Source organism: Micromonospora mangrovicola, from assembly GCF_047200535.1.
In the GTDB taxonomy this organism is placed as follows: Bacteria; Actinomycetota; Actinomycetes; order Mycobacteriales; family Micromonosporaceae; genus Micromonospora.
Genome location: NZ_JBJZOG010000024.1, coordinates 34,512 through 58,525, shown reverse-complemented (window position 1 = coordinate 58,525; position 24,014 = coordinate 34,512). Strand labels below are relative to the sequence as shown.

19 protein-coding genes are annotated in these 24,014 nt (G+C 73.8%); 7 read left to right on the top strand and 12 right to left on the bottom strand.

Translation table 11 applies throughout. From position 1 onward, the window contains the following. Nucleotides 1–2: 2 nt before the first annotated feature. The 7 genes from ACL02O_RS12665 to ACL02O_RS12635 form a co-directional block, all read right to left on the bottom strand. Nucleotides 3–761 carry a class I SAM-dependent methyltransferase gene (locus ACL02O_RS12665; protein ID WP_412818221.1) on the bottom strand — a complete coding sequence of 253 codons (759 nt, stop codon included), beginning with the start codon at nt 759–761 and terminating at the stop codon, nt 3–5. 138 nt (nt 762–899) lie between these two features. Next, entirely contained in the window at nt 900–1,403 is a 504-nt protein-coding gene (locus ACL02O_RS12660; RefSeq protein ID WP_412818220.1) for a DUF2231 domain-containing protein, read from the bottom strand. A gap of 76 nt (nt 1,404–1,479) precedes the next feature. Further along, the gene (locus tag ACL02O_RS12655; protein WP_412818244.1) at nt 1,480–2,196 is read right to left on the bottom strand and encodes a GAF and ANTAR domain-containing protein; all 717 of its coding nucleotides are present in this window, start codon (nt 2,194–2,196) and stop codon (nt 1,480–1,482) included. A gap of 215 nt (nt 2,197–2,411) precedes the next feature. Beyond that, nucleotides 2,412–4,706, bottom strand: coding sequence for an accessory Sec system translocase SecA2 (gene secA2, locus ACL02O_RS12650; protein WP_412818219.1), 2,295 nt, complete (start codon nt 4,704–4,706; stop codon nt 2,412–2,414). A gap of 110 nt (nt 4,707–4,816) precedes the next feature. Beyond that, nucleotides 4,817–6,583 (bottom strand): ABC transporter ATP-binding protein, encoded by a 1,767-nt coding sequence (locus ACL02O_RS12645; RefSeq protein ID WP_412818218.1) that lies wholly within the window; start codon nt 6,581–6,583, stop codon nt 4,817–4,819. A gap of 37 nt (nt 6,584–6,620) precedes the next feature. Next, complete coding sequence (locus ACL02O_RS12640) at nt 6,621–7,709, bottom strand: zinc-binding dehydrogenase (protein ID WP_412818217.1); 1,089 nt, start codon at nt 7,707–7,709, stop codon at nt 6,621–6,623. Further along, nucleotides 7,702–8,736: a Gfo/Idh/MocA family protein gene (locus tag ACL02O_RS12635; protein WP_412818216.1), complete on the bottom strand. Its 1,035-nt coding sequence runs from the start codon at nt 8,734–8,736 to the stop codon at nt 7,702–7,704. The genes ACL02O_RS12640 and ACL02O_RS12635 overlap by 8 nt, the downstream gene beginning before the upstream one ends. A gap of 229 nt (nt 8,737–8,965) precedes the next feature. Between ACL02O_RS12635 and ACL02O_RS12630 the strand changes: the two genes are divergently transcribed. The 5 genes from ACL02O_RS12630 (at nt 8,966) to ctaD (ending at nt 14,695) form a co-directional block, all read left to right on the top strand. Next, nucleotides 8,966–9,946, top strand: a complete 981-nt coding sequence (locus ACL02O_RS12630; RefSeq protein ID WP_412818243.1) for a glucosyl-3-phosphoglycerate synthase — start codon at nt 8,966–8,968, stop codon at nt 9,944–9,946. Between the two features lie 120 nt (nt 9,947–10,066). After that, nucleotides 10,067–11,221, top strand: coding sequence for a glycosyltransferase (locus ACL02O_RS12625; RefSeq protein ID WP_412818215.1), 1,155 nt, complete (start codon nt 10,067–10,069; stop codon nt 11,219–11,221). A gap of 89 nt (nt 11,222–11,310) precedes the next feature. Next, entirely contained in the window at nt 11,311–11,775 is a 465-nt protein-coding gene (locus ACL02O_RS12620) for a DUF4383 domain-containing protein (RefSeq protein WP_412818214.1), read from the top strand. Nucleotides 11,776–11,869: 94 nt separating this feature from the next. Next, nucleotides 11,870–12,601, top strand: coding sequence for an ATP-binding protein (locus tag ACL02O_RS12615; protein ID WP_412818213.1), 732 nt, complete (start codon nt 11,870–11,872; stop codon nt 12,599–12,601). Nucleotides 12,602–12,691: 90 nt separating this feature from the next. Next, on the top strand, nt 12,692–14,695 hold the full coding sequence (ctaD, locus tag ACL02O_RS12610; RefSeq protein WP_412818212.1) for an aa3-type cytochrome oxidase subunit I: 2,004 nt from the start codon (nt 12,692–12,694) through the stop codon (nt 14,693–14,695). Nucleotides 14,696–14,757: 62 nt separating this feature from the next. On the opposite strand, the gene ACL02O_RS12605 is transcribed toward ctaD, so the two are convergent. The 4 genes from ACL02O_RS12605 to ACL02O_RS12590 all read right to left on the bottom strand — a co-directional run bounded on the left by ACL02O_RS12605 (nt 14,758) and on the right by ACL02O_RS12590 (nt 21,113). Beyond that, a complete protein-coding gene (locus ACL02O_RS12605) occupies nt 14,758–15,891 on the bottom strand; it encodes a SigB/SigF/SigG family RNA polymerase sigma factor (protein ID WP_412818211.1) in 1,134 nt (377 codons plus the stop codon). A 233-nt stretch (nt 15,892–16,124) separates the two neighbouring features. Then, the gene (locus ACL02O_RS12600; RefSeq protein ID WP_412818242.1) at nt 16,125–17,522 is read right to left on the bottom strand and encodes a hypothetical protein; all 1,398 of its coding nucleotides are present in this window, start codon (nt 17,520–17,522) and stop codon (nt 16,125–16,127) included. 710 nt (nt 17,523–18,232) lie between these two features. Next, nucleotides 18,233–19,996 carry a thiamine pyrophosphate-binding protein gene (locus tag ACL02O_RS12595; protein ID WP_412818210.1) on the bottom strand — a complete coding sequence of 588 codons (1,764 nt, stop codon included), beginning with the start codon at nt 19,994–19,996 and terminating at the stop codon, nt 18,233–18,235. Beyond that, entirely contained in the window at nt 19,989–21,113 is a 1,125-nt protein-coding gene (locus ACL02O_RS12590; protein WP_412818209.1) for a baeRF2 domain-containing protein, read from the bottom strand. Before ACL02O_RS12590 ends, ACL02O_RS12595 begins: the two co-directional genes overlap by 8 nt. A gap of 150 nt (nt 21,114–21,263) precedes the next feature. On the opposite strand from ACL02O_RS12590, the gene ACL02O_RS12585 reads away from it, so the two are divergent. Together ACL02O_RS12585 and ACL02O_RS12580 are read left to right on the top strand one after the other, a co-directional pair. After that, on the top strand, nt 21,264–21,803 hold the full coding sequence (locus ACL02O_RS12585) for a hypothetical protein (RefSeq protein WP_412818208.1): 540 nt from the start codon (nt 21,264–21,266) through the stop codon (nt 21,801–21,803). Between the two features lie 144 nt (nt 21,804–21,947). Next, the gene (locus tag ACL02O_RS12580) at nt 21,948–23,426 is read left to right on the top strand and encodes a glutamate--cysteine ligase (protein ID WP_412818207.1); all 1,479 of its coding nucleotides are present in this window, start codon (nt 21,948–21,950) and stop codon (nt 23,424–23,426) included. A 4-nt stretch (nt 23,427–23,430) separates the two neighbouring features. Here the strand turns inward: ACL02O_RS12580 and ACL02O_RS12575 are convergent, their stop codons facing one another. Continuing rightward, nucleotides 23,431–24,006 (bottom strand): GNAT family N-acetyltransferase, encoded by a 576-nt coding sequence (locus tag ACL02O_RS12575; RefSeq protein WP_412818206.1) that lies wholly within the window; start codon nt 24,004–24,006, stop codon nt 23,431–23,433. Nucleotides 24,007–24,014: the final 8 nt, after the last annotated feature.

The window sequence follows — 24,014 nt, the reverse complement described above, 5'->3', positions numbered from 1 at the left end:
GGTCAGGGCCGGCGGGCCTCGACGAGGAAGCGCTGGGCGTGGGCGACGAAGGGGCCCTCGGAGCGGATGCGGTCGTGCAGGCGGCGCAGTTCGGGGCGGTAACGGTCGACGGTGAAGCCGGGGACGGTCCAGATCACCTTCCGCAGGAACCACACCACCGCGGCGACGTCGTGGAAGACCGTCCGCAGGGTGGCCGTACGCAGGTCGACCACGGTGAGCCCGGCGGCCTCGGCGGCGGCGACCGCCTGCTCGGGGTGGCGGGCGGTGGGCGGCGGGAGCGGGCCGAGGATGGCCTCGCTCAGTTCGCGTACCGTGCCGGCGCCGATCTGCTGCGACAGGTAGCTGCCGCCGGGGCGCAGCACCCGAGCGATCTCGCCCCACCAGGTGTCCACCGGATGCCGGCTGACCACCAGGTCGAACGAGGCGTTCCGGAACGGCAGCGGTGGCCGCTCCGCCACCTGCACGACGGTCGCGCCGACCCGGCGCAGCGTCCGCCGGGCGACGGCCACGTTCGGCGGCCAGGCCTCGGTGGCGACCAGCAGTCGCGGCGGGGTGGGGACCTCGGCCAGCACCTCTCCCCCGCCGGTGTCGATGTCCAGCGCGGCATCGGCGGCGGCCATCCGGCCGGCCATGAGACGGGCGTACCCCCACGGGGGGCGTTCCTCGTCGGCCCGCCCGGCGAGCCAGGAAAAGTCCCAGCCGTCGACCCGCGCCGCAGCCCCCTCGGCGAGCAGGTCCGCGAAGTCGTCGTCGGCGCTCATCCCGGCAAGCCTGCCGACACACGCCGGCGGCGGCAACATGATTTTGGGACCCGGGCGGAATCAGCCGGCCGTCCGCGCCCGGGCCAGGGCGGCGGCGGCCCGGGCCCGGATGACCGGATGGGGGATCGCTCGGGACGCTCAGGCGGGCGGGCGGCTGATCTCCACGGTGGCGCCGGGAATGTCGCCGAACGCCTCGAAGCCGCTCGGTTCGGCGGCCCGGCCCCGGTCGAGCTGGCGCATCAGCCGGGCGCCCAGCCACACCCCGACCGACCCGGTGGCCAGCGCGAGCAGCTCGACGGCGAGCTCGAGACCGGTCGCGCCGCGCTGCGGCGCGTGCGCCCGCATCAGGCAGCTGAGCAGGAAGAGCGCCGCCATCGCGGCGTTGGCCAGGTTGAACATGACGGCGGTGCGGCGGAACCCGCCGGCGCGCACGTCCCAGAGGTCGACCATCCCGGCGACGGTGGCCAGCGCGGCGGCGACCAGGGCGGCGACGGCCGTCCAGTACCCGACCTCACCGAAGAAGGCCGGGCCGCCGGCGACGTCGGCCAGGTCGAACACGGCGGCGCAGACGAAGAGTCCGAACGGAAACGTCACCAGCATCGGTTGGATGGGGTTCCCCTGCACCCGCAGTCGGCTCTCCATGGGTACCTCCCCAGCTTGGAACAGTTCACCAGTCCAGGGTGCTACCCGAGCCCCACCGGGGCGAAACGACTGTCGCTCAGTTGTCCCGGGGCCGGGAGACCGTACGCACCAGCCGTTCGGCGACCTCGCGCAGCGGTATGTCCAACGAGGAGGCGGCGCTGCGGAGCACCGCTAGGGCTTCCGGCGCGGGGCAGCCGCGCTGGGTCATGATCACACCGACGGCCTGGCCCACGACCCCCTCCTCCAGCAGCGCCGAGTCGAGCTGGTCGGCCTGGGCCGCCTGCCGCTGCCGGTCCCGTACCGCGGCCAGCAGCAGGCCGGCGTGCTCGGCGAGGAGCATCGCGGTGAGCTGGTGCCGGGTGGTGAGCCCGGCGGCGCCGCCCGCGTACAGGTTGATCGCGCCGATCACCTGCTCGTCCACGTCGACCGGCGCGGAGATCACCCCGTGCACGCCCAGCGCGCGGGCGCGTTCCGTCCAGACCGGCCAGCGCGACTCGCGGTCCAGGTCGGTTGCGCTGATCATCTCGCGACGCCGGATCGCGGCCAGCGCCGGCGTGTCCGGGCCGTACCGGAGGTCGTCCAGCTCGGCCCGGCCCGGGTCGGAGGCGGCGACGCCGGCCGGCTCGCCGGCCCGCAGCGCGGTGAAGCCGCAGCTTTCCACCTCGGGAACGGCGTCCCGGGCGATCCGGACCAGCTGGCCCAGCGCCTCGTCGAAGTCGGTGACCCCGATCAGGCCGGCGGTCAGTTCGCGCAGCAGAGCGGCGGTCTCCAGCACCCCGAGGGTGTCGATCATGGGTTCCGGGATGTCGACGCTCACCGGGCCACGGTCCCCGCCACCCCTGCGTACGGCCACGCGGTGTCCCCGTCCGGCGCCATTGCCTGTCGCATCCGCTCTTCTCTCCCTGACTCGAAGCCCCGGCCTACTACCCTCCCAAACCGGCTCCGAAACCGCGCAAAGGGGTCCCTTCCGGTGCGTCAAGCGCGCCGGAAGGGACCCCTCGCGCAGGGTCAGCGGGACCCGGAGATGAGCCGTCGCCCCACCGAGGCGATCAGCCGGTCCAGCTCCGAACCGAACGGGTTGTCGTGCACCAGGTACGTCCAGGTGGCGTTCGGCCGGACCAGCTTCGCCGCGTCCGGCTCCCAGCCGTCGGCGAACTCCGTCTCCTCGAACGTGGCGATGGTCCGCGTCTCAATCTCGGGGATCAGCGCGTTGAACGCCGGGACGGCGCTGCGGTGGAACTCGTCCAGCGGGTCGAGGCGGCCCAGCGCCCGCAGGTGCACGCCCTCGCGCACCTCGGAGAGCTCGGCCAGGTGCTCGGCCCAGAGCCGGTCCAGGTGGTAGAGGGCGATCTTGCAGGCCACCTCGGCGAGCAGGTCCTCGTCCATCTCGCCGGCCTTGTCGGGCACCCGCTCCAGCAGCATCAACGCCGCGATGTCGCTGGTCAGCAGCCGCTCCCGCCGCTCGGCGAGCGCCTTGCGCTGCTGCTCGATCACCTGGCTGTACCGCCAGGTGTTGCGGTGGATCTCGTGGTTGACGCCCTCGGCGACCCGCTGGGCGTGCTCCACCGCGTAGTCGACCTGCGGGTCGGTGACCAGGCCGTCGGCGTTCATCCGCGGCGACGCCGGAACGGTGTCGCCGGCGTGCCGGACGACCAGGTCGTCCTCCAGGCTGACGAAGAACACCGAGCCACCCGGGTCGCCCTGCCGCCCGGCCCGACCGCGCAGCTGGTCGTCGACCCGGCGGCTGTCGTGCCGACCGCTGCCGATCACGTACAGGCCGCCCAGCTCGGCGACCCGATCCCGGTCGGTCTGGTCGCTGCCGCCGAGGCGGATGTCGACGCCCCGGCCGGCCATCTGGGTGGAGACGGTCACCGCGCCGTACGCGCCGGCCTCGGCGATGATCGCCGCCTCCTCGTCGTCGTTCTTGGCGTTGAGGACGACGCAGTTCACGCCGGCCGCGTGCAGCCCGGCGGCGAGGCCCTCGGACTCCTTCACGTCCAGGGTGCCGACCAGCACCGGCCGGCCGGCCTCGTGGCAGCGCCGGATCTCGTCGATCAGCGCCTCCTCCTTCTCGGCCCGGGTGGCGTAGATCCGGTCCGGTTCGTCCTCGCGGACGCAGGGGGTGTTCGGCGGAATCACCGCCACCTCGAGGCCGAAGAACTCACGGAGCTGGTCGCCGACGAGCACCGCGGTGGCGGTCATGCCGCAGACGGTCGGGTAGAGCGCGATGTACGCCTGGACGGTGATCGTGCCCAGTACCTCACCCTCGGCGGTGGCGTCCAGGCCCTCCTTCGCCTCGACGGCGGCCTGCAGCCCGTCCGGCCAGCGGCGGCGCTGGGCCACCCGGCCGCGCATCTCGTCGATCAACTCGACCGAGTTGTCCCGGACGATGTAGTCCACGTCCCGGTGCAGCAGGGCATGCGCGTGCAGCGCCACGTTCACCGCGGAGAGCTGCCCGACATGCTCCTCGTCGTACAGGTCGATGCCGCCGAGCTTGGCCTCGACGGTGGCCAGCCCGGTCGAGGTGAAGGCGACGCTGCGGCCGTCCTCGGCGATGGTGTAGTGCTTCTCCTTACGCAGGCCCCGCACCAGCGCGGCGGCGGCGTGCACCGGGTCCTGCTCGCCCGGCACCGCGCCGGCGAGCACCATCGGCACCCGGGCCTCGTCGATCAGGATCGAGTCGGCCTCGTCCACGATCGCGGTCTTCAGCGCCGGCTGGACGCGGTCGTCGAGGTCGGTGACGAGCTGGTCGCGCAGGAAGTCGAAGCCGGCCTCGCTGACCGACACGTAGGTGACGTCGCAGGCGTACGCGGCCTTGCGCTCCTCGGGCGTGCTGGCCTCGTTGACCCAGCCGACGGTGAGCCCGAGCAGGGCGTAGACCGAGCCCATCCACTCGGCGTCGCGGCGGGCCAGATAGTCGTTGACGGTGAGCACGTGGACCGGACCGTTGCCCATCCGGACGTGCCCGTACGCGGCGACGGTCGCGGTGAGCGTCTTGCCCTCGCCGGTGGCCATCTCGGCGACCTTGCCGGAGAGCAGCGCCATCGCGCCGAGCAGCTGGACGTCGTACGGCCGCTGGTCGAGGCCGCGGCGGGCCGCCTCGCGGCCGATCGCGCAGATCTCCTCGTACCCCTCGGCCTGCCCGGCGGCCTCGGTCAGCTCCGCGTCGGAGAGCTTCTCCAGCTCCGCCTCGCGGGCCTCGATGGCCGGCAGCAGCTTCTCCAGCGGGGCCAGGTCGACCGTCGTTCCCGGGCGCTGGAGGAACCGCCGGAACCTGCTCTTGAACCGTTGCGACACACCCATGAGCGGCAACGGTACGCGAACCGCAGCCGATTGTGACCCCCGACCGGCGCAGGGGCTTCACGGTGTCCGAGTTCGTGCGCGTTTCCGCAGGTCAGGGCCGACCCGTCCGGTCAGCTGACGAGGAGCTGGTGGGTGGCCAGCTCGCGGTAGAGCGGACTGGTCGAGGTCAACTCCTCGTGGGTGCCGACGGCGACCACCCGGCCGGCGTCGAGGACGACGATCTGGTCGGCGTCCACCACGGTGGAGAGGCGGTGGGCCACGATGAGCAGGGTGCGCCGGACCGCGACCGCGTCGATGGCCCGGCGCAGCGCCGCCTCGTTGCGGGCGTCGAGGTTGCTGGTCGGCTCGTCGAGCAGCAGCACCGGCGGCCCCGCCAGCAACGCCCGGGCGATGGCCAGCCGCTGGCGCTCACCGCCGGAGAGCAGCACCCCACCCTCGCCGACCTGGACGTCCAACCCCTGCGGGGTCCGCTCGGCCAGGTGACCGAGGTTGACCTCGTCGAGGACGGCGCGCAGCCGGTCGTCGGAGGCATCCGGGGCGGTGATCAGCAGGTTGTCGCGCAGGGTGCCGGCGAGCACCGGCGCCTCCTGCTCGACGTAGCCGAGCCGGGCCCGCAGCGCGTCGCGCGGCAGGTCGCGGACGTCGGTCCCGTCGACCCGCAGCGCACCCTCGGTGACCTCGTAGAAACGTTCGACGAGGGCGAGCAGCGTCGACTTCCCGGCGCCAGAGGGGCCGACGAGGGCGGTGCGGGTGCCGGCCGGGACCGTGAAGCTCACCCCGCGCAGCACCGGCGGACCACCCGGATAGCCGAAGCCGACCCGGTCGAACTCGACGGCCGCCGGTCCCGTGCCGGCCGGGCGGAGCGCCGCCGGACCCGGGCGGTCCGCCGCCCCCTCGTCCGGTACGGCGAGGATCTCCTCGATCCGGGCCAACGCGCCGAGCCCGCTCTGCAACTGGGTGTACGCGTGCACGGCCTGGCCGAGCGGAAGCACCAGGAAGAACAGGAACATCACGAACGCCACCAGGTCGCCCACGGTGATCGCGCCGGCCGCCACCCGGGCGCCGCCGACCGCCAGGACCAGCAGGAACGCGCCCTGGATGGTGACCGTGCTCGCCGGACCGACCACCGCCTGCGCCCGGGCGACCCGCAGCCCCGCCGCGTACGCCTCGGCGGCGCTGTCCACCACCGTCGCGGCCTCCCGCCGCTCGGCCCGGCTCGCCCGGATGGTGCGCGCGGCGGAGATCGCCCGCTCCACCGCGGAGGTCATCTCGCCGACGCGCTCCTGGGCCTGCCGGGCCAGGCCGCGCACCCGCCGCGCGACGGTGAGGGCGAAGCCGACGCCGACCGCGACGGCGGCCAGGGTCACCCCGAACAGCAGCGGGTCCAGCAGCACCATGGCGGTGCCGGCGCCCAGCACCATGACGGCCCCGGTGACGGTCTCGAACAGGCCGGAGGTCACCACCGCCCGCAGCAGCGTGGTGTCCGCGCCGACCCGGGAGAGCAGGTCTCCGGTACGGCGCCGGTCGTACTCGGCGATCGGCAGCCGCAGAAGGTGCCCGGCGAGCCGCCGGCGGGTGCCGAGGACCAGCCCCTCGGCGGTGCGCTGGAGCAGGTAGTCGCGGATCCCGCCGAGCAGGGCGCCGGCCACCACCAGCGTGACCAGGCCGACGACCAGGGCGGCGGTCGGACGGGCCGCGGTGATCCGGTCGAGCACCAGCCGGGTGAGCAGGGGCTGGGCCAGGGACGCCGCCGCGCCGGCCAGCGAGAGCGCGCCCACCACGGCGAGGGTGCCCCGGTGGGCGCGCAGGTACGGCAGCAGAGCGGTCAGCCCGGGCGGGCGGCCCGGTTCCGGTCGACGGGCGACACCGATGGTCATGGGCGCAGCGTAGTTCCCGACCGCCCGCGGCCCGGGCTCAGCCGGTCAGCACCACCTGGAGCTCGGACCGGCGGCGCTCGGCCAGCTCGGTCAGCACGGTCGGGGCCTCGTCGAGAGGCACCACCGCCGTCACCAGGTGCTTGCGGATCAGGTCGCCGTACTGGCGCAGCAGCTCGACCGTCTCCGCGGAGAGCCGCTCCCGGTCCCAGGTGGGGGCGAGCCCGCGCGGCACCCGGCCGATCTGGGCGCAGCGCAGCGACAGGCCGTTGTGGTGGAACTCCTCGCCGAACCGGACCGCGTCCGCGCCCGCCTGATAGAAGGCCAGGTCGATGACGGTGCCCTGGGGGCGCAGCAGGCGCAGCGCGAGCTGGAGCGCCCAGGACTGGCCGCGGCACTGGAAGACCACGTCGGCGCCGCGGTCGCCTGCGGCGTGCTGCCACCGGGTCTTCAGCACCACGGCCGGGTCGCCCGACCCCGGGTCCAGGGTCTCCAAACCGAGCGCCGTGGCGATCCCGCGCCGGGCCGGGGTGGGGTCGACGACCACCACCGAGGCCGCCCCGTGGCGCCGGGCGAGCAGCGCGGTGAGCAGTGCGACCACCCCGCTGCCGACCACCGCCACCCGGCGGCCCCGCACGCCGTCGCCGAGCGAGCGCACGTCCGCGCCGTACAGGTCGGCGGCGGCGTGCAGCAGACCGTTGGCGCAGATCGGGCCCATGTGCGCGACGTACACGCCGAGCAGCGGGTCCAGATCGTCGGGGAGCGCGACGAACCGCTCGGCGAGCGGGTCGGCGAGGTGACCGCTGCGGTGCCCGTAGGTCATCGCGCCCACCGTGCCCACCGCCGCGGCCGGGGTACGGCTCTCCACCACCCGGCCGACCTGCATGTACCCGAGCCGGGTCACCGGGTACGGCGTGCTGGCCTCCCCGGGCTGGAACAGGCCCAGGTCGGCGTTCCAGGTGACGTTGAGATACGGGTTGGTGCCCTTGACGTAGCTCAGTTCGGTGCCGGCGGAGACCCCGCTGTAGAGCGTCTCCACCCGGAAGGTCCCCTCGCGCAGGTCGCCGGCGTCCTGCTCGACCAGCTCGACCCGGCCCGGCCCGGCGACCACCACCACCCGGTCACGCATCGGCGGTCACCGCCCCGGTAGGCGCGGTGTCGGCCACGGCCGGGGTGAGCCGGGCGGCCGGACCGGTGGGCAGCGCCACGCTGCGCCCGCTCCGGGCCGACTCGGCCACCGCCAGGGCGAGCCGCTGGGTGCGCATCGCCTCGGCGTACGGGACCCGGACGTCGTCCCCGATCCCCCGGACGGCGTCGACGAAGGCCCGGTCGACGGCCACCCGGGCACCGTCCGGGTCGGCGGGCAGGTGCCGCTCGCCGTCGGCGTCGCGGACGGTCAGGCCGTCCTCGGCCAGCCCGAGCGCCAGCCCGTCGGCGAGGATCTCCAGGCCGGCGCGGTGCTTCCAGGTGAGCACGCAGGCGGCGGCGAGGGTGCCCACCGCCCCGGAGGTGAAGCGCAGGGTGGCGGCGGTGACCGAGTCGATGTCGGCGCCCTCCACCGGCGGCGGGGCGCCGTCGCCGTACGCGGTCACCTCGGTCACCTCCCCGACCAGCAGCCGGATCAGGTCCAACACGTGCGCGGCCTGCTCGACCACCGGGCCGCCGGACCGCTCCCGCCGGGCCCACCAGGCGACCGGCGGGACCTTGTCCAGCCAGGTCCCGTTGACCATCCGCACCGGACGGCCGGCCAGCAGTTGCCGGGCCTCCTCGACGACGTGCAGGTACCGCCAGTGGTGCCCGACCCCGGTGAGCAGGCCGCGCTGCGCCACCAGCGCGGCGACCCGCTCGGCGGTCTTCAGGTCCACGGCCACCGGCTTCTCCACGAACATGGGTACGCCGGCGGCGATCACCGCCTCCTCGACCGGACCGTGCGCGAACGGCGGCACACAGACGTACACGGCGTCCGGGCCGGCGGCGAGCAGTTCGTCCGCGTCCCGGAAGGTCCGGGCCCCGTGCGCCCCCGCGAGCGCCTCCGCCGCAGCCGGGTCGACGTCGGTCACCCCGAGCAGTTCCGCGTCCTCGAATCCCGTCAGCACCCGGGCGTGGCGTTGCGCCACCCCACCGGCCCCTACCAGTCCCACCCGGCACGTGCGCATCACTCGACCCTCTCGCCGCGACTCACGAACCTGTTGTCAGCTCTCCCCGGGGGATTGCGCAATCAAACGTTCACGCGCGGGGAACCGGGCGGTGCGTCGGCCGTGCCCAGGCTGTTAGGCATGATCCGGTTAGCGCGGGCGGCGTACCGGGAAATCTGGAAAGCCCGCGTTTCCGCCACGACCTGGGGGTGTGCCCGTGCGGGAAACAGAGTCGATCGTCTCACCTGTGGTGGAGGCCTGGGCCACCTACCGGACCACGTCGGCCGAGGACTGGCCGGCGCGGCGGCTGCTGCGGGCCAAGGGGGACAGCCGGGTCAGCGTGGTGCTGCCGGCCCGCAACGAGGAGGCCACCGTCGGCGCGATCGTGTCGACGATCCGCGAACACCTGGTGGACCGTGTCCCCCTGGTGGACGAGCTGATCGTGGTGGACTCGCGCTCCACCGACCGGACCGCCCAGGTGGCCCGGGCGGCCGGCGCCGAGGTGGTCAGCCAGGACGCGATGACCCGGGGGCTGCCCCGGCTCACCGGCAAGGGCGACGCGCTCTGGGCCGGGCTGGCGGCGGCTGAGGGCGACGTGGTCGCATTCGTCGACGCCGACCTGCGCGAGTTCCGGCCGCACTTCGTCACCGGGCTGATCGGCCCGCTGCTGACCGACCCGTCGGTCGACTTCGTCAAGGGCTTCTACCACCGGCCCCTGGTCGGGACGACCAGCGTGGAGGCCGACGGTGGCGGCCGGGTGACCGAGCTGATGGCCCGGCCGCTGCTCAACCTCTTCTGGCCGGAGCTGGCCGGTTTCGTGCAGCCGCTCGCCGGCGAGTACGCGGGCCGCCGCGACGTGCTGGAGCGGGTGCCGTTCGTCTCCGGGTACGGCGTCGAGACGGCCATGCTCATCGACCTGCTGGAGCTGGTCGGGCTCGACGCGCTGGCCCAGGTTGACCTCGGCGAACGCAAGCACCGGCACCAGGACACCGCCGCGCTGGGACGGATGTCCGCCCAGATCATGCTCACCGCGTGGTCCCGGTTGCAGCGGCGGGGCTGGGCGGCGCCGGGCAGCGCGCCGGCCGCGCTGCTGACCCAGTTCCGGCGCGGCGGTTCGGACGTACTGCCCAACCTGGACCGGGAGATCGTGGTCAGCGACGTGTCGATCGAGGAGCGCCCGCCGCTGGCGCAGCTGCGCCACCGGTTGCCCCGGCGGCGGGTCGCGGTGTGAGACCACCGCTCGGCGGTGGCGGGGGCCGGTCCGCCGGATCGGCGGGTGACGGCCGGCCCGCGGAGCCGGCCGCTGGCGCGCGGGGGCCGTCGGTGGCGCCGCCGAGGGAAGGAACGCCGCATGAGTCTCACCGTCCTGATGAACGCGGGTCCGTGGTTGTCCGTCCCGCCGCCCGGCTACGGCGGCATCGAGAACGTGGTGGCCACCCTGGTGCCGGAGCTGCGCAAGCTCGGCGTACGGGTGGTGCTCGCCTCGGTGGGGACCAGCACCCTGCCGGTCGACGAGAAGATCTCGGTCTTCCCCGACGGGCAGTTCCACGCCCTCCAGCGCCCCTACAACCAGGTCTGCGGGATCTCCCAGGCGCACCTGGGCGGGGTCGTCCGCGAGCTGCGCACCCGCGACGACATCGACCTGGTGCACGACCACGTGGAGGCGGTCGGCCTGGCCACCATGGCCGCGATGGGACCGGACGCCCCCCCAGTGCTGCACACCCTGCACTGGGACCTGGCCAAGCATCCCGAGCTGTACGGCAACCTGGACGGCGGCGAGCGGGTCCGGGTCAACGGCGTGTCCGCCGCGCAGCTGGCCCGCGCGCCCCGGGCCCTGCGGGAGCACTCGGTGGGGCACGTGCACCTGTCCACCCCGCTCGCGGTCGGCGCGGACCGCCGGCCGGCCGTGGCGAAGGGCGATCATCTGCTGATCCTGGGCCGGATCAACCCGGGCAAGGGGCAGGACCTCGGCGTCCGGCTGGCGCGGCGGGTCGGCTTCCCGCTGGTGCTCGCCGGCCCGGTCGGGCCGTACCACCGGCCGGAGGACCTGGCCGCGGCCGGCGAGGAGGCCCGGCAGAACCCGGACGTCCGGTTCTTCTACGAGCAGGTCGCTCCGTACGTCGACGGCGACCTGGTCCGCTGGGTCGGCACGGTGGCCGGGCAGGAACGGGACGACCTGCTCGCCGCGGCCCGGGCCACGCTGTTCCCGCTGCGCTGGGAAGAGCCGGGCGGCACTGCGGTGGTCGAGTCACTCGCGCTCGGCACGCCGGTGGTGGCCGTCGCCCGCGGCTGCCTGCCGGAGCTGATCGAGCACGGCCGCACCGGCCTGCTCACCACCGATGAGGAGGAGCTCGGCGACCTGGTGCTGGCCGCCGGCCTGCTCGCCCCGGACGAGTGCCGGCGGGAGGCGGTCGCCCGGTTCACCCCGGAGGTGATGGCCCAGCGGTACGCCGACCTGTACGGGCGGGTCCGGCAGCCGGCCGCCCGGCCGTTGCAGGCCGCCTGACCGGCTCCGGCCGCCGGCGTGCGGCCGGCCGCGTTTGCCGCCGACGGCCCAGGGAAAGCCCACCGATCCCGCCAGGTGAGGAGGGCGCCATGACGAACGCGATGGCGCATTCGCGCGCGCGACGCAACCCGGCCGACGGCCGCGCGCCGGTACGCCGGGCGGCCGGGGCCGTTGGCGTGATCTTCCTGGTGATCGGCGTGCTGGGCTTCATCCCCGGCATCACCAGCAACTACGGCGACCTGCACTGGGCCGGGCACCAGTCGCGGGCCATGCTGCTCGGCGTCTTCCAGGTTTCGGTGCTGCACAACGTCGTGCACCTGATCTTCGGCGTGGCCGGGTTGACGATGGCCCGCACGGTCTCCGGGGCACGGACCTTCCTGGTCGGCGGCGGCGCGATCTATCTGGTGCTCTGGCTCTATGGTCTGGCGATCGACCTCGGCAGCGCCGCCAACTTCGCGCCTGTCAACGGGGCCGGCAACTGGCTGCACCTGCTGCTCGGGCTCGCGATGATCACGCTCGGCCTGGCCACCACCCGCGCCCCGACCGGCCGTTGACCGGCCGCGCGTGCCGGCGCCCCGTCCGGTTTCGCCCGCCCCGGTCACGGGTACCTCGTAGGCCCCACGGACGAGACCGAAACGAGGGGCCTGGATGTCGACCCGGATCAGGTGCGAGGTCCGCGACGAGACACCGGTCACCGTCGTGCGGCTCGCCGGTGCGCTGGACCTGGGCACCATGCGGTCCGTGGACGGCGTGCTGGCCGAGTGCCTGGCCACCCAGCCGGACGCGCTCGTGGTCGACCTGGAGCGGATGCGGGTGACGGAGCCGCTGGCCCTGTCCGTCTTCGCGTCCGCCGCCCGGCGCGCCGCCGACTGGCCGGCCGTCCCGATGGTGCTCTGCTGCGCGGCGCCGGACACCGCCGCCCGGCTCGCCGAGACCACGGCCTGCCGGGTGGTGCCGGTGCGCCGGGACTGCGCCGAGGCGACCGCGCTCGCCGGCACGGCGGCCGCGCCCCGGCTGCGGGCCCGGCTGGAGCCGGTCGCCGGAGCCTGCCGGCGGGCCCGGGAGCTGGTCACCGATGCGTGCAGCCGATGGAACATCCCGGAGCTGGCCGGCCCGGCGTCGGTGGTGCTCAGCGAGCTGGTCGGCAACGTGGTCCGGCACGCGCGCACCCCGATGCAGGTGACCCTGACCCTGCGCACGCCGTACCTGCGGGTGGCCGTGCTGGACGGCAGCCCGGCCGACGCCCGGGCGGTGACCGGCCACGACCTGCGGGCCGAGGGTGGGCGTGGGCTGCTGCTGGTCCGTGAGCTGACCCAGCGCTGGGGCAGTTCGCCGGCCGGTGCCGGCAAGGTTGTCTGGGCGATGCTACCGGCGAACTGACCGAAATTACCGCTTGCGCCTGGTTTCATGGCAGGGAGCGCGGGTAGCCCGCGCCGTCTGTTTCGATCGTGGTACGACGGGGTGAGAGCCATGGCCAGGCGCACAGTCACGGAACCGGCGCGCGACCGGGGGCCCGCTATCCTCGCGCCCGCGCAGTTCGGCGGCTATCCCGGACCGCTCCGCCCGCCGATCCCGGGCGACTCACTGTGGCGGCTGTTGCGAACGACCGACCACAAGCAGATCGGCCTGCTGTACCTGAGCACGTCCTTCGTGTTCTTCCTGGCCGCCGGGATCGAGGCGATGCTGATCCGAGGCGAACTCGCCCAGCCGGGGCTCCAGTTCCTCTCCCCCGAGCAGTACAACGAACTGTTCACCACCCACGGCCTGGCGATGCTGCTGCTCTTCGCCACGCCCGCGGCGCTGGGGATGGCCAACTACATCGTGCCGATCCAGATCGGCGCCCCGGACGTCTCGTTTCCCCGGCTGAACGCCTTCGGCTACTGGCTGTTCCTCTTCGGCGGCCTGATGTTGTACGGCAGCTTCCTGACGCCCGGAGGATCCGCCGACTTCGGCTGGTTCGCCTACGCGCCGCTGAGCCTGGCGCAGAACTCCCCGGGTGTCGGGCCCAACATGGTGCTGGTCGGACTGGTCATCGGCGGGCTCGGCACCATCCTCACCGCGGTCAACCTGGTCGCCACCATCGTCACCCTGCGGGCGCCCGGCATGACCATGTTCCGGATGCCGATCTTCACCTGGAACATGCTGCTCACCAGCGTCCTGATCCTGCTGGTCTTCCCGCTGCTGGCCGCCGCGCTCCTCGCGCTGCTCTCGGACCGCATCCTGCACTCGCACGTCTACGATCCGACCATCGGCGGGCCGATGCTCTGGGAGCACCTGTTCTGGTTCTGGGGGCATCCCGAGGTCTACATCATCGCGGTGCCCTTCTTCGGCGTCATCACCGAGATCATTCCGGTCTTCTCCCGCAAACCGATCTTCGGCTACACCGGTCTGGTGCTCGCCACCACCGCGATCACCGTGCTGTCGATGAGCGTGTGGGCGCACCACATGTTCGGCACCGGCCAGGTGCTGCTGCCGTTCTTCAGCATCCTCAGCTACCTGATCGCGGTGCCGACCGGCGTCAAGTTCTTCAACTGGATCGGCACCATGTGGAAGGGGCAGCTCACCTTCGAGACGCCGATGCTGTTCGCGATCGGCTTCCTGGTCACCTTCCTGTTCGGCGGGCTGACCGGGGTGCTGCTGGCCAGCCCGCCGGTGGACTTCCACGTCACCGACAGCTACTTCGTGGTGGCGCACTTCCACTACGTGCTCTTCGGCACGGTGGTGTTCGCCTTCTTCGGCGGGATCTACTTCTGGTTCCCGAAGATGACCGGGCGGCTGCTCGACGAACGGCTCGGCAAGATGCACTTCTGGACCATGTTCGTCGGCTTCCACACCACGTTCCTGGTGCAGCACTGGCTGGGCAACGAGGGCATGCCCCGGCGGTACGTCGACTATCTGCCCACCGACGGCTTCACCACGCTGAACATGGTCTCGACCATCGGGTCGTTCATCCTCGGCGCGTCGACGCTGTTCTTCATCTACAACGTCTGGAAGTCCTGGCGGTACGGCGCGTTGGTGACCGTGGACGACCCGTGGGGCTTCGGCAACTCCCTCGAGTGGGCCACCAGCTGCCCCCCGCCACTGCGCAACTTCGACCGGGTGCCGCGGATCCGCTCCGAGCGGCCCGCCTTCGACGCCAAGTACGGCACGCTCGTCGCCAACCTCGGCCGCGATCTGCCGCAGCGCACCACCCAGCCGCCGCAGCGGCTCGTCGAGGAGCTGCGACACGTGCCGTACGTTCCGGAGTCGCCGGCCGCCGAGGGCGCGCACGGCGCCCGCGAGGCCGTCGAGTACACCCCGGCACCACAGTCCGGCGCCCGGCCGGTCGAGGTGCCGGAGCCGGAGGAGGTGCTCCGGCCCAGCTTCGAGGAGACCGACGAACCGGAGGAGACCCAACTGGGCCCGCAGCGCACCCAGCCGGAGAATCCCCGCTGGGAACACCCTCGCGGACACGGGGACACCCAGGAGCACTGAGCGGTCACCGCAGGAGGGCCGGCGCCCGTCGGGCGCCGGCCCTCCTGTCTGTCCCGTACGGATCAGTCGGCCGGCGGCAGGCCGGCCGCGACCAGCGAGCGGCGGACCGCGGGCTGCACCCGGGTCAGGCGTAGCGGCACCCCGGTCCGGGCCGCCGCGTCCCGGCCGGCCATCAGCGCGGCGATGCCGCCGGCGTCGAAGCCACCGGCACCGACCAGGTCCACGATCACCTCGCGGGGCTGCCCGGTCACCGCCTCCAGCATCGCCCGGCGTAGCTGGTCCGCCCCGTCCCGGCCGACCTCTCCCCCGACCTCGACGACCACCCGGTCCCCGTTCTGCTTGACCGAGATCTTCGTCTTCGCCGGCTCCGACTCGGCCGCGCCGTTCTGCCACGGTGGCGGGGCGTCGGCGAGCATCGCCTGCCGCAGCCAGGTCAGGGCACGGGAGAGCAGCCGGGAGACGTGCATCTGGGAGATGCCGAACCGGGCCGCGATCTCCGCCTGGGTCTGGTTGCCGTAGAAGCGCATGGCCAGGATCCGCCGCTCCCGCCAGGGCAGCCGGTGCAGCAGGCCGCTGACGGTGACCCGGTCGTCCACCGATTCCAGGGCGTTGTCCGACTCGCCCACCAGGTCGCCGAACTCGGCGGAGCTCTCGCCGCCGACGGGCGCGTTCAGCGATGCCGGGCTGTAGCCGGCGGCCGACTCCAGCGCGGCGAGGATCTCCTCCTCCGGCGTCTCCAGCCGCTCGGCCAGCTCGGCGACCGACGGGGCCCGGGACAGCTCGCTGGTCAGCGCCGCCGTCGCCTGCCCGACCTCCAGGATCAGGTCGCGCAGCCGCCGGGGCACGTGCACCCCCCAGGTGCGGTCCCGGAAGTGCCGTTTGATCTCGCCGACGATGGTGATCGCCGCGTACGCGGTGAAGGAGCCCCGTTCCGGGTCGTACCGGTCGACGGCGTTGACCAGGCCGAGGCGGGCCACCTGCTCCAGGTCCTCCAGCGGTTCCCCGCGACCTCGGTAGCGGCGGGCCAACCGGCCGGCGAAGGGCAACGCGAACCGGACGAGATCGTCCCGCGCCTCCTGCCGCCGCTCGGGTGGCAGCCCTTCGATCCGTGCCGCGTACGCCAGGGCCGCCGCGTCGAGGTCCTCCAGGCCCCGCTCGGTGGGTGGTGGTGTGGGTGTGGTGGTCTGTCCGAACATCCGCGCCTCCCTCAGGAAGGTGTCCCCCGCCCGGATCGGGAAGACCGGTCGTGCGCGTGGTCGGGCCACGCACCGGGCCGGAAGTGGGTTACGTGACGGAACGCCAGGAACGGCCGACGGCTCGCCACACGGCGTCGTGGGCCGTCGCAGCGAGCGGTGTTCCCGCTCCGTAGGTACTCAATCACGGTCCGCAGGATCGCGAGGATGATTCGCCGTTGTTGGTGGCCGGGGCGTCAGGAGACCAGCAACCCCTGGTGGGCACCCGCGTCCCGGAGCACCGCGAGCGCCTCCCCCATCCCCAGCGGCGGCGGGACGGGCAGGTCGTACGGCTGGTTACGCAACACCTCCGTGGCACGCCGGGTAGGCACCTGGCTGACCGGGTAGCCGCGGGCCGAACCCCGGTCCAGCGCCCGCCGCCGGCGGCCGAACGCCGCGACGGCGAGCCACTGCGGCAGGCCGGCCAGGGCAGGCGAACGAACCCCGGGCGGCTCCGGCAGCACGTCCACCGAGCTGAACGGCTCGCACCCGGCGAGCCACCACTCCACCCCCTCCACCCGGCGCCGGCTCGCGTTCTCGCACCAGTACGGCACCAGGCCGGCCCGGACCACCTGCCACGGGTCGAGCAGCCGCCCGCACTCCACCACCAAGCGGTTGCCGGTCTTGCCGGCCCGGCGCAGCCAGTGCCGGTACAGATCGGCGGTGGCCGCGCTGAGCACGTCGGGCTGCGGGACGAGCACCCGGTGCAGCGGGTGCCCGCGCCGGCTGGTCCAGTTCCGGAGGCTGTGCTCGAACCCGGACTCCACGCCGTGCTCCGCGTACGCCTGTGGGCAGGAGACGTCCGGCGGCGCCCAGCTCGCGCCGTCGCCGCCGGCGGAGCGGAGCACCTGCCGGAGCGCGTGCGCGTCGGGGTGGAAGTCCACCGGGTCGAGGCCACTGGCCGGGGAACCGACCTGGAAGCTGTGCCCCTGCCCCTCATCCAGCACCGGCCAGGTCCGGGCGTCGTGCAGCAGCAGCACCGGCGCGCCGGGGTCCAGACGTTCGGCCAGGAAGCGGACGTACGCCGCAGGCAGGGCGCTCCAGCGCACCGCGAGTGACACGGTGGCGCCGGCGGCCGCGCCACGGCTGGCCGGGCAGTGCACCTGTCGCACGTGCACGGCGGGGTTGCCGGCCAGCAGGCGGGCGGCGAGCGCGGCACCGTGGTCCAGCGCGGCGGCCGGCCGGTCCACGACCCCCCGCGGCCAGTGCACGGTCATCTCGAAGGTGGCGGGCAGCCAGGGCACGCCCAGGGCCACCGCGAGGTGCACGGCCGCGCCGTGCGGCGAGCCCAGCACCACTCCCGGCCAGCGGCGGGCCGGGTACTGGTCGGCGAGCCAGGCCGCCACCCGCTCGCCGTCCACCTCGGCGATCCGGGCCGGGCTCAGCGCGAGCCGGCCGGCGGCCCGGACGGCGGCGGCCCGGCGCACCGGCTCCGGCGCGCCGGTGAACCGGGTGAGGGTGGGAGCCTGCCCCACGTCGGCGCAGTCGTCGCCGCGCAGCGCCCGCACAGTCGCCGCGAGCAGGACCCGGGCCGTGCTCCCGGCCGCCACGACACGGTCGACGGCCAGGGTGGCGCCGTCGGCCGTGGACCCCATGGGCCCCTTTCGCACCGATCCCACCGTGCCTCGTTCGTTCACCACGCGGCCCGGCTTCCCGTCCCTATGGGGTCTAAACGGGGCATCCCCCCACGGGGCGGGCCAATCTGCGGGTGTCTGTCGGCAGGGCGGTGACCACGCACGAGGCCCAGGCGCGCCGACTCGCCGTGGCCGGCCGTCTCGGGCCGCAACGGGAGCGCCGGGCCGGGTCGCGGCCGTACCGGGACGGCCCGCGCGGCCGGGCCAGTCCCCCGCCGCCACACCGCGCTGGCCAGTCGGGCGGGCGGCGGGACCGGGCCTGGCGGGGCGGGCGGAGCGGGCGGGGCGGGCGGAGACGGGGGCGGAGCGGGGGCGAGGGCGGAGCGGGGGCGAGGCGGGGGCAGAGCGGGGGCGGGGCGGGGGGACCTGGCGTGGACGGGCTCGGCGGGGCAGGGCGAGGGCGGGGGTGCCAGGACGGGCAAAGGGGGCGACGACGCTACGAACTTGATGACATGAACGACTCACCCGACGCGGGTGACCGCGTAGCTGACCGCGTGGGCCGGAAGACGCGTCATGGCTGACTCGTCCGTGTCATCAAGTTCGTAGCGAGCCACAGGCGACTGCGCCGCCCGCCAAAGGCAACGGGCGCGGGCGTCGCCTTCGGCGGGGCGGCGGCGGACCGTGCCGACCTCGCCCACCGGGCAGGCGAGCCGGGCGCCGGCACGACGCGGTCAGACCAGGTCCTCGGCCTCGACAGCGGTGCGACGGTCCAGCATCTGCTCCCGTACCCGGCGGGCGGCGTCGCCGTCGGCGAAGATGCCACGCAGGTCGGCCAGCGCGGGCTCCGGCGGGTCCATCGACACCGCCGGGTCGACCACCGCCTCCAGCACGCTGGGCCGGTCGGCCGCGAGGACCTCGTCCCAGGCCGGGCCGACCAACTCCGGGCGGTCCACCCGGATGCCGTGCAGACCGAGCAGTCGGGCCCACCCGGCGTACGGCACGTCGGGGCGCCGGTCGGTGATCACGCCGGTCGGCTCCGGGCCGCCGCCCATCCCGGCGTGGTCCCGGTTGTTGAGCACCAGCACCACCAGCCGGGGGTCCCGCCACTCCTGCCAGTGGTGTGCCACCGTGATCAGCTCGGCCAGGCCGTTGAGTTGCATCGCCCCGTCCCCGAGCAGGGCAATCACCGGCTCGTCGCTGCGGGCCAGCTTGGCGGCCACCGCGTACGGCAGGCCGCAACCCATCGAGCCGAGGGTGCCACACAGCTGCGCCCGGACCCCCGGCGGCAACTGCAGGTGCCGGGCGTACCAGTAGATGACCGAGCCGACGTCCACCGCGACGGCACCGCGCTGCGGCATCCGGGACGCGAGTTCGTGCAGCACGAGCTGCGGGTTCACCGGCTCGGCCGGCGCGCCGGCCCGCTCGGCGGCCACCTCCCGCCACCGGTCCACCGACTTCTCGACCACGCCCCGCCACTGCCGGTTGGGCCGCTCCGGCACCCGGCCGAGCAGCGCCCGCAGCGTCTCGGCCGCGTCGCCCACCAGCGGGACGTCTGTGGGATAGCGGGTGCCGATCCGCCGGCCGTCGATGTCGATCTGGATGGTCCGTACCTGGCCCGGCATGGGGAACCAGTCGGTCCACGGGTCGTTGGTACCGACCAGCAGCAGCGTGTCGCAGCCCCCCATGAGCTGGGCCGCGGCCGAGGTGCCGACCTCGCCGAGCACTCCGGTGTGGAACGGCAACCGTTCGTCCAGCACCGGCTTGCCGAGCAGCGACGTCGCCACGCCCGCGCCGAGCCGGTCGGCCAGCGCGACGATCTCCTCCGCCGCGCCGTGCGCTCCCTGGCCGACGAGGATCGCCACCCGCTGTCCGGTGGCCAGCAACGAGGCCGCCGCGTCCAGGTCACCCTCGTGCGGCAGCACCCGGGCCAGCGGCTCCCCCGGAGTCGCCGAGACCACGCCGGCGGCCTGCGGCAGCAGGTCCGGCACGGCGGCCACCTGCAACGCGTACGGCAGCACCACACAGGTCGGGCTCCGGGTCGCCGCCGCGGTGCGGAACGCCTGATCGAGCAGGGCGGGCACCTGGCCGGGTGCCCGCCCGTACCGCACGAACTGGTTGCAGACGTCGCCGAAGAGCCGGCTCAGCCCGATCTCCTCGTGCGCGCCGCCGAGCGGCCCGGTGATGTCCTCGCCGACGATCGCCACCACCGGCTTGCTGTCCAGCTTGGCGTCGTAGAGACCGTTGAGCAGGTGCACCGCGCTCGGCCCCTGGGTGGCCAGGCAGACCCCGATCTCACCGGTGAACTTGGCGTGGCCGGTGGCCATGAACGCGGCGGTCTCCTCGTGCCGGGCGGGGATGAATTCCGGGTCCCCACCGGAGCCGTCCAGGGCCCGCACCAGGGGGGCGATCGCCGCCCCCGGGTAGCCGAACGCCCGGGGCACCCGCCAGGCGCGCAGGCGCTCGACCACCAGGTCCGCCACCGTGCGGTCAGCCATTGCCCCGCCCGGGGGTGCCCGCGTCGACGTACCGGAGCACCGCCCCGACCCCGTCGGTGAGCTCCGGCGCCTCCTCCGGCGCGAGCACGGTGAGCTCGGCGTCGGTGCCGATCAGCGCGCGCAGCAGCGCGGCGTCGGCACGTACCCGTTGCGGGTCGGCCACCGACATCGCCTCCAACTCCCCCGGGTCGGTGGCGATCTCGGTCGGCTCGGGACCCACCCAGAGTTCCCCGTCGGCGGAGGCGTCGTCGACGATCAGCATGGTGTCGACCTGGTTACGTTGCAGGGCGGAAACCACCGCATCCAGGCCGGCCCCGACGTCCTCCTGCACACCGAACCGGTCCAGCGCGGTGCTGATCCGCTGGTCGGCGACCTCCGCGATGGTCTGCACGGTGAGGTCGTCCATCGCCATCGGGTCGGCGCCCCCGGTGCGGGCACCGGCGTCCGTCCGTACCAGGACGTCCTGCCAACGCTCCGGAAGCTGGGCGGCGATCATGCCGGTGGCCCGGATGTCCCCGGCCACCACCACCACGTCCGCGCCGACCTTGTCGGCCAGCTCGGCGGTGGCCGCGGCGGCGTCACCGGCGTTGTGGTGCCAGGCCTCCATCGCCGCGCGCTGGTAGCGGGACTGGGACCATCCGCCGGGCTTGACCTGGCGTAGCTGATAACTCTCCCGCCCGACGATGTGCGCCTTGCGCGGCACCCCGCCGGCGCTGACCGCGATGGCGTCCGCCCCGGTCCGGTCGGCCAGCACCCGCACCCAGGCCACCTGCTCGCCGCGCTGGGCGACCAGCGGCATGGTGTGCGGCAGGGCGGACCAGGTGGCGAGGTCCCGCAGCGGCGGCGCGGAGAGGTACTCGGTGAGCACCGCCCGGCCCCGGGTGGCGAAGACGGCGATGCCGTAGTCACCGGGCATCGGGGTGTGCCGACGGACGACGTCCTCGACCGCCTCGATGGTCACCTGGTCGGCGCCCTGCTCCAGCAGGTGCCCCTTGAGGGACCGCCAACGCAGGTCGACCGCGGGACGCGAGTCGTGGGTGTCCCGGGAGGCATCCAGGTACACCGAACACCACGGCCCCGGACGGTCGTAGAGCGGGCGCAGGAAGGACAGCTGCATGCTCGACCCCTTTCCAGCTCGGCCGCACGGATACCCGCGCCACCCGGGATGTCACCTGGCGGGCCCGCCGCGTGACCGGAGTTCATTCACGTCGTTCAACCCGGCGGGCCGATACCATCGGTAAACGGAACGGGACTCTGGGTGGTGAAGATGGACACGGAGCTGTACACCCGGCGCGTCGTCCTGCCGACGGAACGCATCGTCACCGGTCGGCTGGTCCGGCTCATGGAGGGGTACGCCCGCGAGGTACGGGTGGGGCAGCCGGTGCTGGTCACGGTGCTCACCGCAGCCGGCCTGGCGGGGCTGCTGATGCGGGCGCTGCGCGCTCTGCTCAGCAGCGGCGGCGGGGGCGCCCGGCGCAGCTTCAAGGAATTGAAGAAGGGGCCCGAGTTCCTGGTCACCCCGGTCCGGGTACGCGACGCCACGGACCGGCTGCTGGAGATGGAGCTGCACGGCCACCTGCCGCAGAGTGCCCTGCACCCCGGCGACCACGTGCAACTCACCCTGCGCCCGCAGCGCGACGCGGACCTGCCGCCCCGGATCGAGCGGATCGTCAACCTGACCACGGGGCAGTTGCTGACACCGCGGACCGCCACGGTCTGGTCCCACCTGGGCCCGCCGCTGCTGCTCCAGGCGGCCCTGGGCGCGCTGCTGGTGCTGGGGATCGCCGCCTGTTCGGTGCTGACCTGACGTCTTCGACCCGACTGTCGAGGGCACCGCTGGGGCGACCGGGATCACCGGGGGCGTCGTTGGGTAGATAAAGGTCGTTCGGGCCTTCCCTGCCCCGCCGCCCCGTGCGAGGTTAGGGAAACCAGCGGTGACAGGGCGGTGACCATGGGCGAGGACGTCGGCGTACGGACATTCAGCCGGGAGGACCGGGCCCGCTATCGGGAGAAGGTCCGGCGCTGCCTGGACGTCTTCGCGGAGATGCTGCGCGAGTCCCGCTTCGACGTGGACCGGCCGATGACCGGGCTGGAGATCGAACTCAACCTGGTCGACGACGACGCGCAGCCGGCGATGCGCAACTCGGACGTGCTCGCCGCGGTGGCCGACCCGAGCTTCCAGACCGAGCTGGGCCAGTTCAACGTGGAGATCAACGTGGCGCCCCGGCGGCTCGCCGGCACCGGCACCCGGCAGTTCGAGGAGCACGTACGGGCCAGCCTGAACGCGGCCGAGGAGAAGGCCCGCACCCTCGACGCGCACATGGTCATGATCGGCATCCTGCCGACCCTGCGGCCCGAGCACCTGACTGCCAACACCCTCTCGGCCAACCCGCGCTACTCGCTGCTCAACGAGCAGATCTTCGCCGCCCGCGGCGAGGACCTGCCGATCTCCATCACCGGGGTGGAGCGGCTCGCGACCACCGCGGACACCATCACCCCCGAGGCCGCGTGCACCAGCACCCAGTTCCACCTGCAGGTCAGCCCGGCCCAGTTCGCCGACCACTGGAACGCCGCCCAGGCCGTCGCCGGCGTCCAGGTCGCGCTCGGCGCGAACTCGCCGCTGTTCTTCGGCCGCGAGCTGTGGCGGGAGACCCGCGTCCCGCTGTTCCAGCAGGCCACCGACACCCGCTCGGAGGAGATCAAGGCCCAGGGGGTACGCCCCCGGGTCTGGTTCGGCGAACGGTGGATCACCAGCGTCTTCGACCTGTTCGAGGAGAACGTGCGCTACTTCCCCGCGTTGCTGCCGGTCTGCGACCCGGAGGACCCGGCGCAGGCGCTGGCCGGCGGCGGCGTGCCGAAGCTCGCCGAGCTGCGGCTGCACAACGGCACCATCTACCGGTGGAACCGCCCGGTGTACGACGTGCTGAGGGGGCGCCCGCACCTGCGGGTCGAGAACCGGGTGCTGCCCGCCGGCCCGACCGTGGTCGACACCATCGCCAACGGCGCCTTCTACTTCGGTCTGGTCCGCGCGCTCGCCGAGTCGGACCGGCCGCTGTGGTCGCAGATGTCGTTCAGCGCCGCCGAGGAGAACTTCAACTCCTGCGCCCGGCATGGCATCGACGCCCAGGTTTTCTGGCCGGGGCTGGGCTACCTGCCGGTGACCGAGCTGGTGCTACGCCGGCTGCTGCCGCTGGCGTACCACGGGCTGGACCGGTGGGGCCTCGACCCGGACGAGCGGGACCGGCTGCTCGGCATCATCGAGCAGCGCTGCCTGACCGGGCGCAACGGCGCGACCTGGCAGGTGGAGACGCTGCACCGGCTGGAGTCCGCCGACCACCTGGACCGGCCGGAGGCGCTGCGCGAGGTGGTCCGCCACTACGTGGACCTGATGCACAGCAACCGCCCGGTCCACGAGTGGCCGATCCCCTGACGGGTCAGAGCGGGGACGGGTCGTCGCGCAGCCGGCTGTAGAGATGGCCGTCGCGCCACGCGCCGGCGCGGAACTCGCACGCCCGCACCACGCCCTCCAACTGGAAGCCGGCCTTCTCCAGCGACCGCCGCTCGGCGATGTTCTCCGGGTGGGTGCCGGCCTGGATGCGCTGGGCCGGGGTGTGCGCGAACAGGTAGTCGCAGAGGAGCGCCTGGGCCCGCCAGCCGACGCCCCGGCCGCGCCACTCGGGCAGCAGGGCTATTCCGATTTCCCAGTACGGCGCGCGTCCGCCGTAGATTCCCCGCAGGTAGCTGACGTAACCGGCGGCGGCCTCCTCGGGTTCGACCTGGACGATCAGCCGTCCGTCCCGCTGGCCGAGCCAGCCGTCCTCGGCGTATCGGCGGGCCGGCGCGCTGCCGTCCCGGAAACCGGCCCAGTCGAGCCCGATCAGGCCCGGCTCGGTGGCGAACCGGCAAAACATGGTCAGGTCGGGCTCGCTGACCGGGCGCAGCCGCACGGCGGACCCGGCGGTCTCGTGCACGATCCCGGCGATCGACACGGTCGGATATGTCCACTCCATGCTCCGGC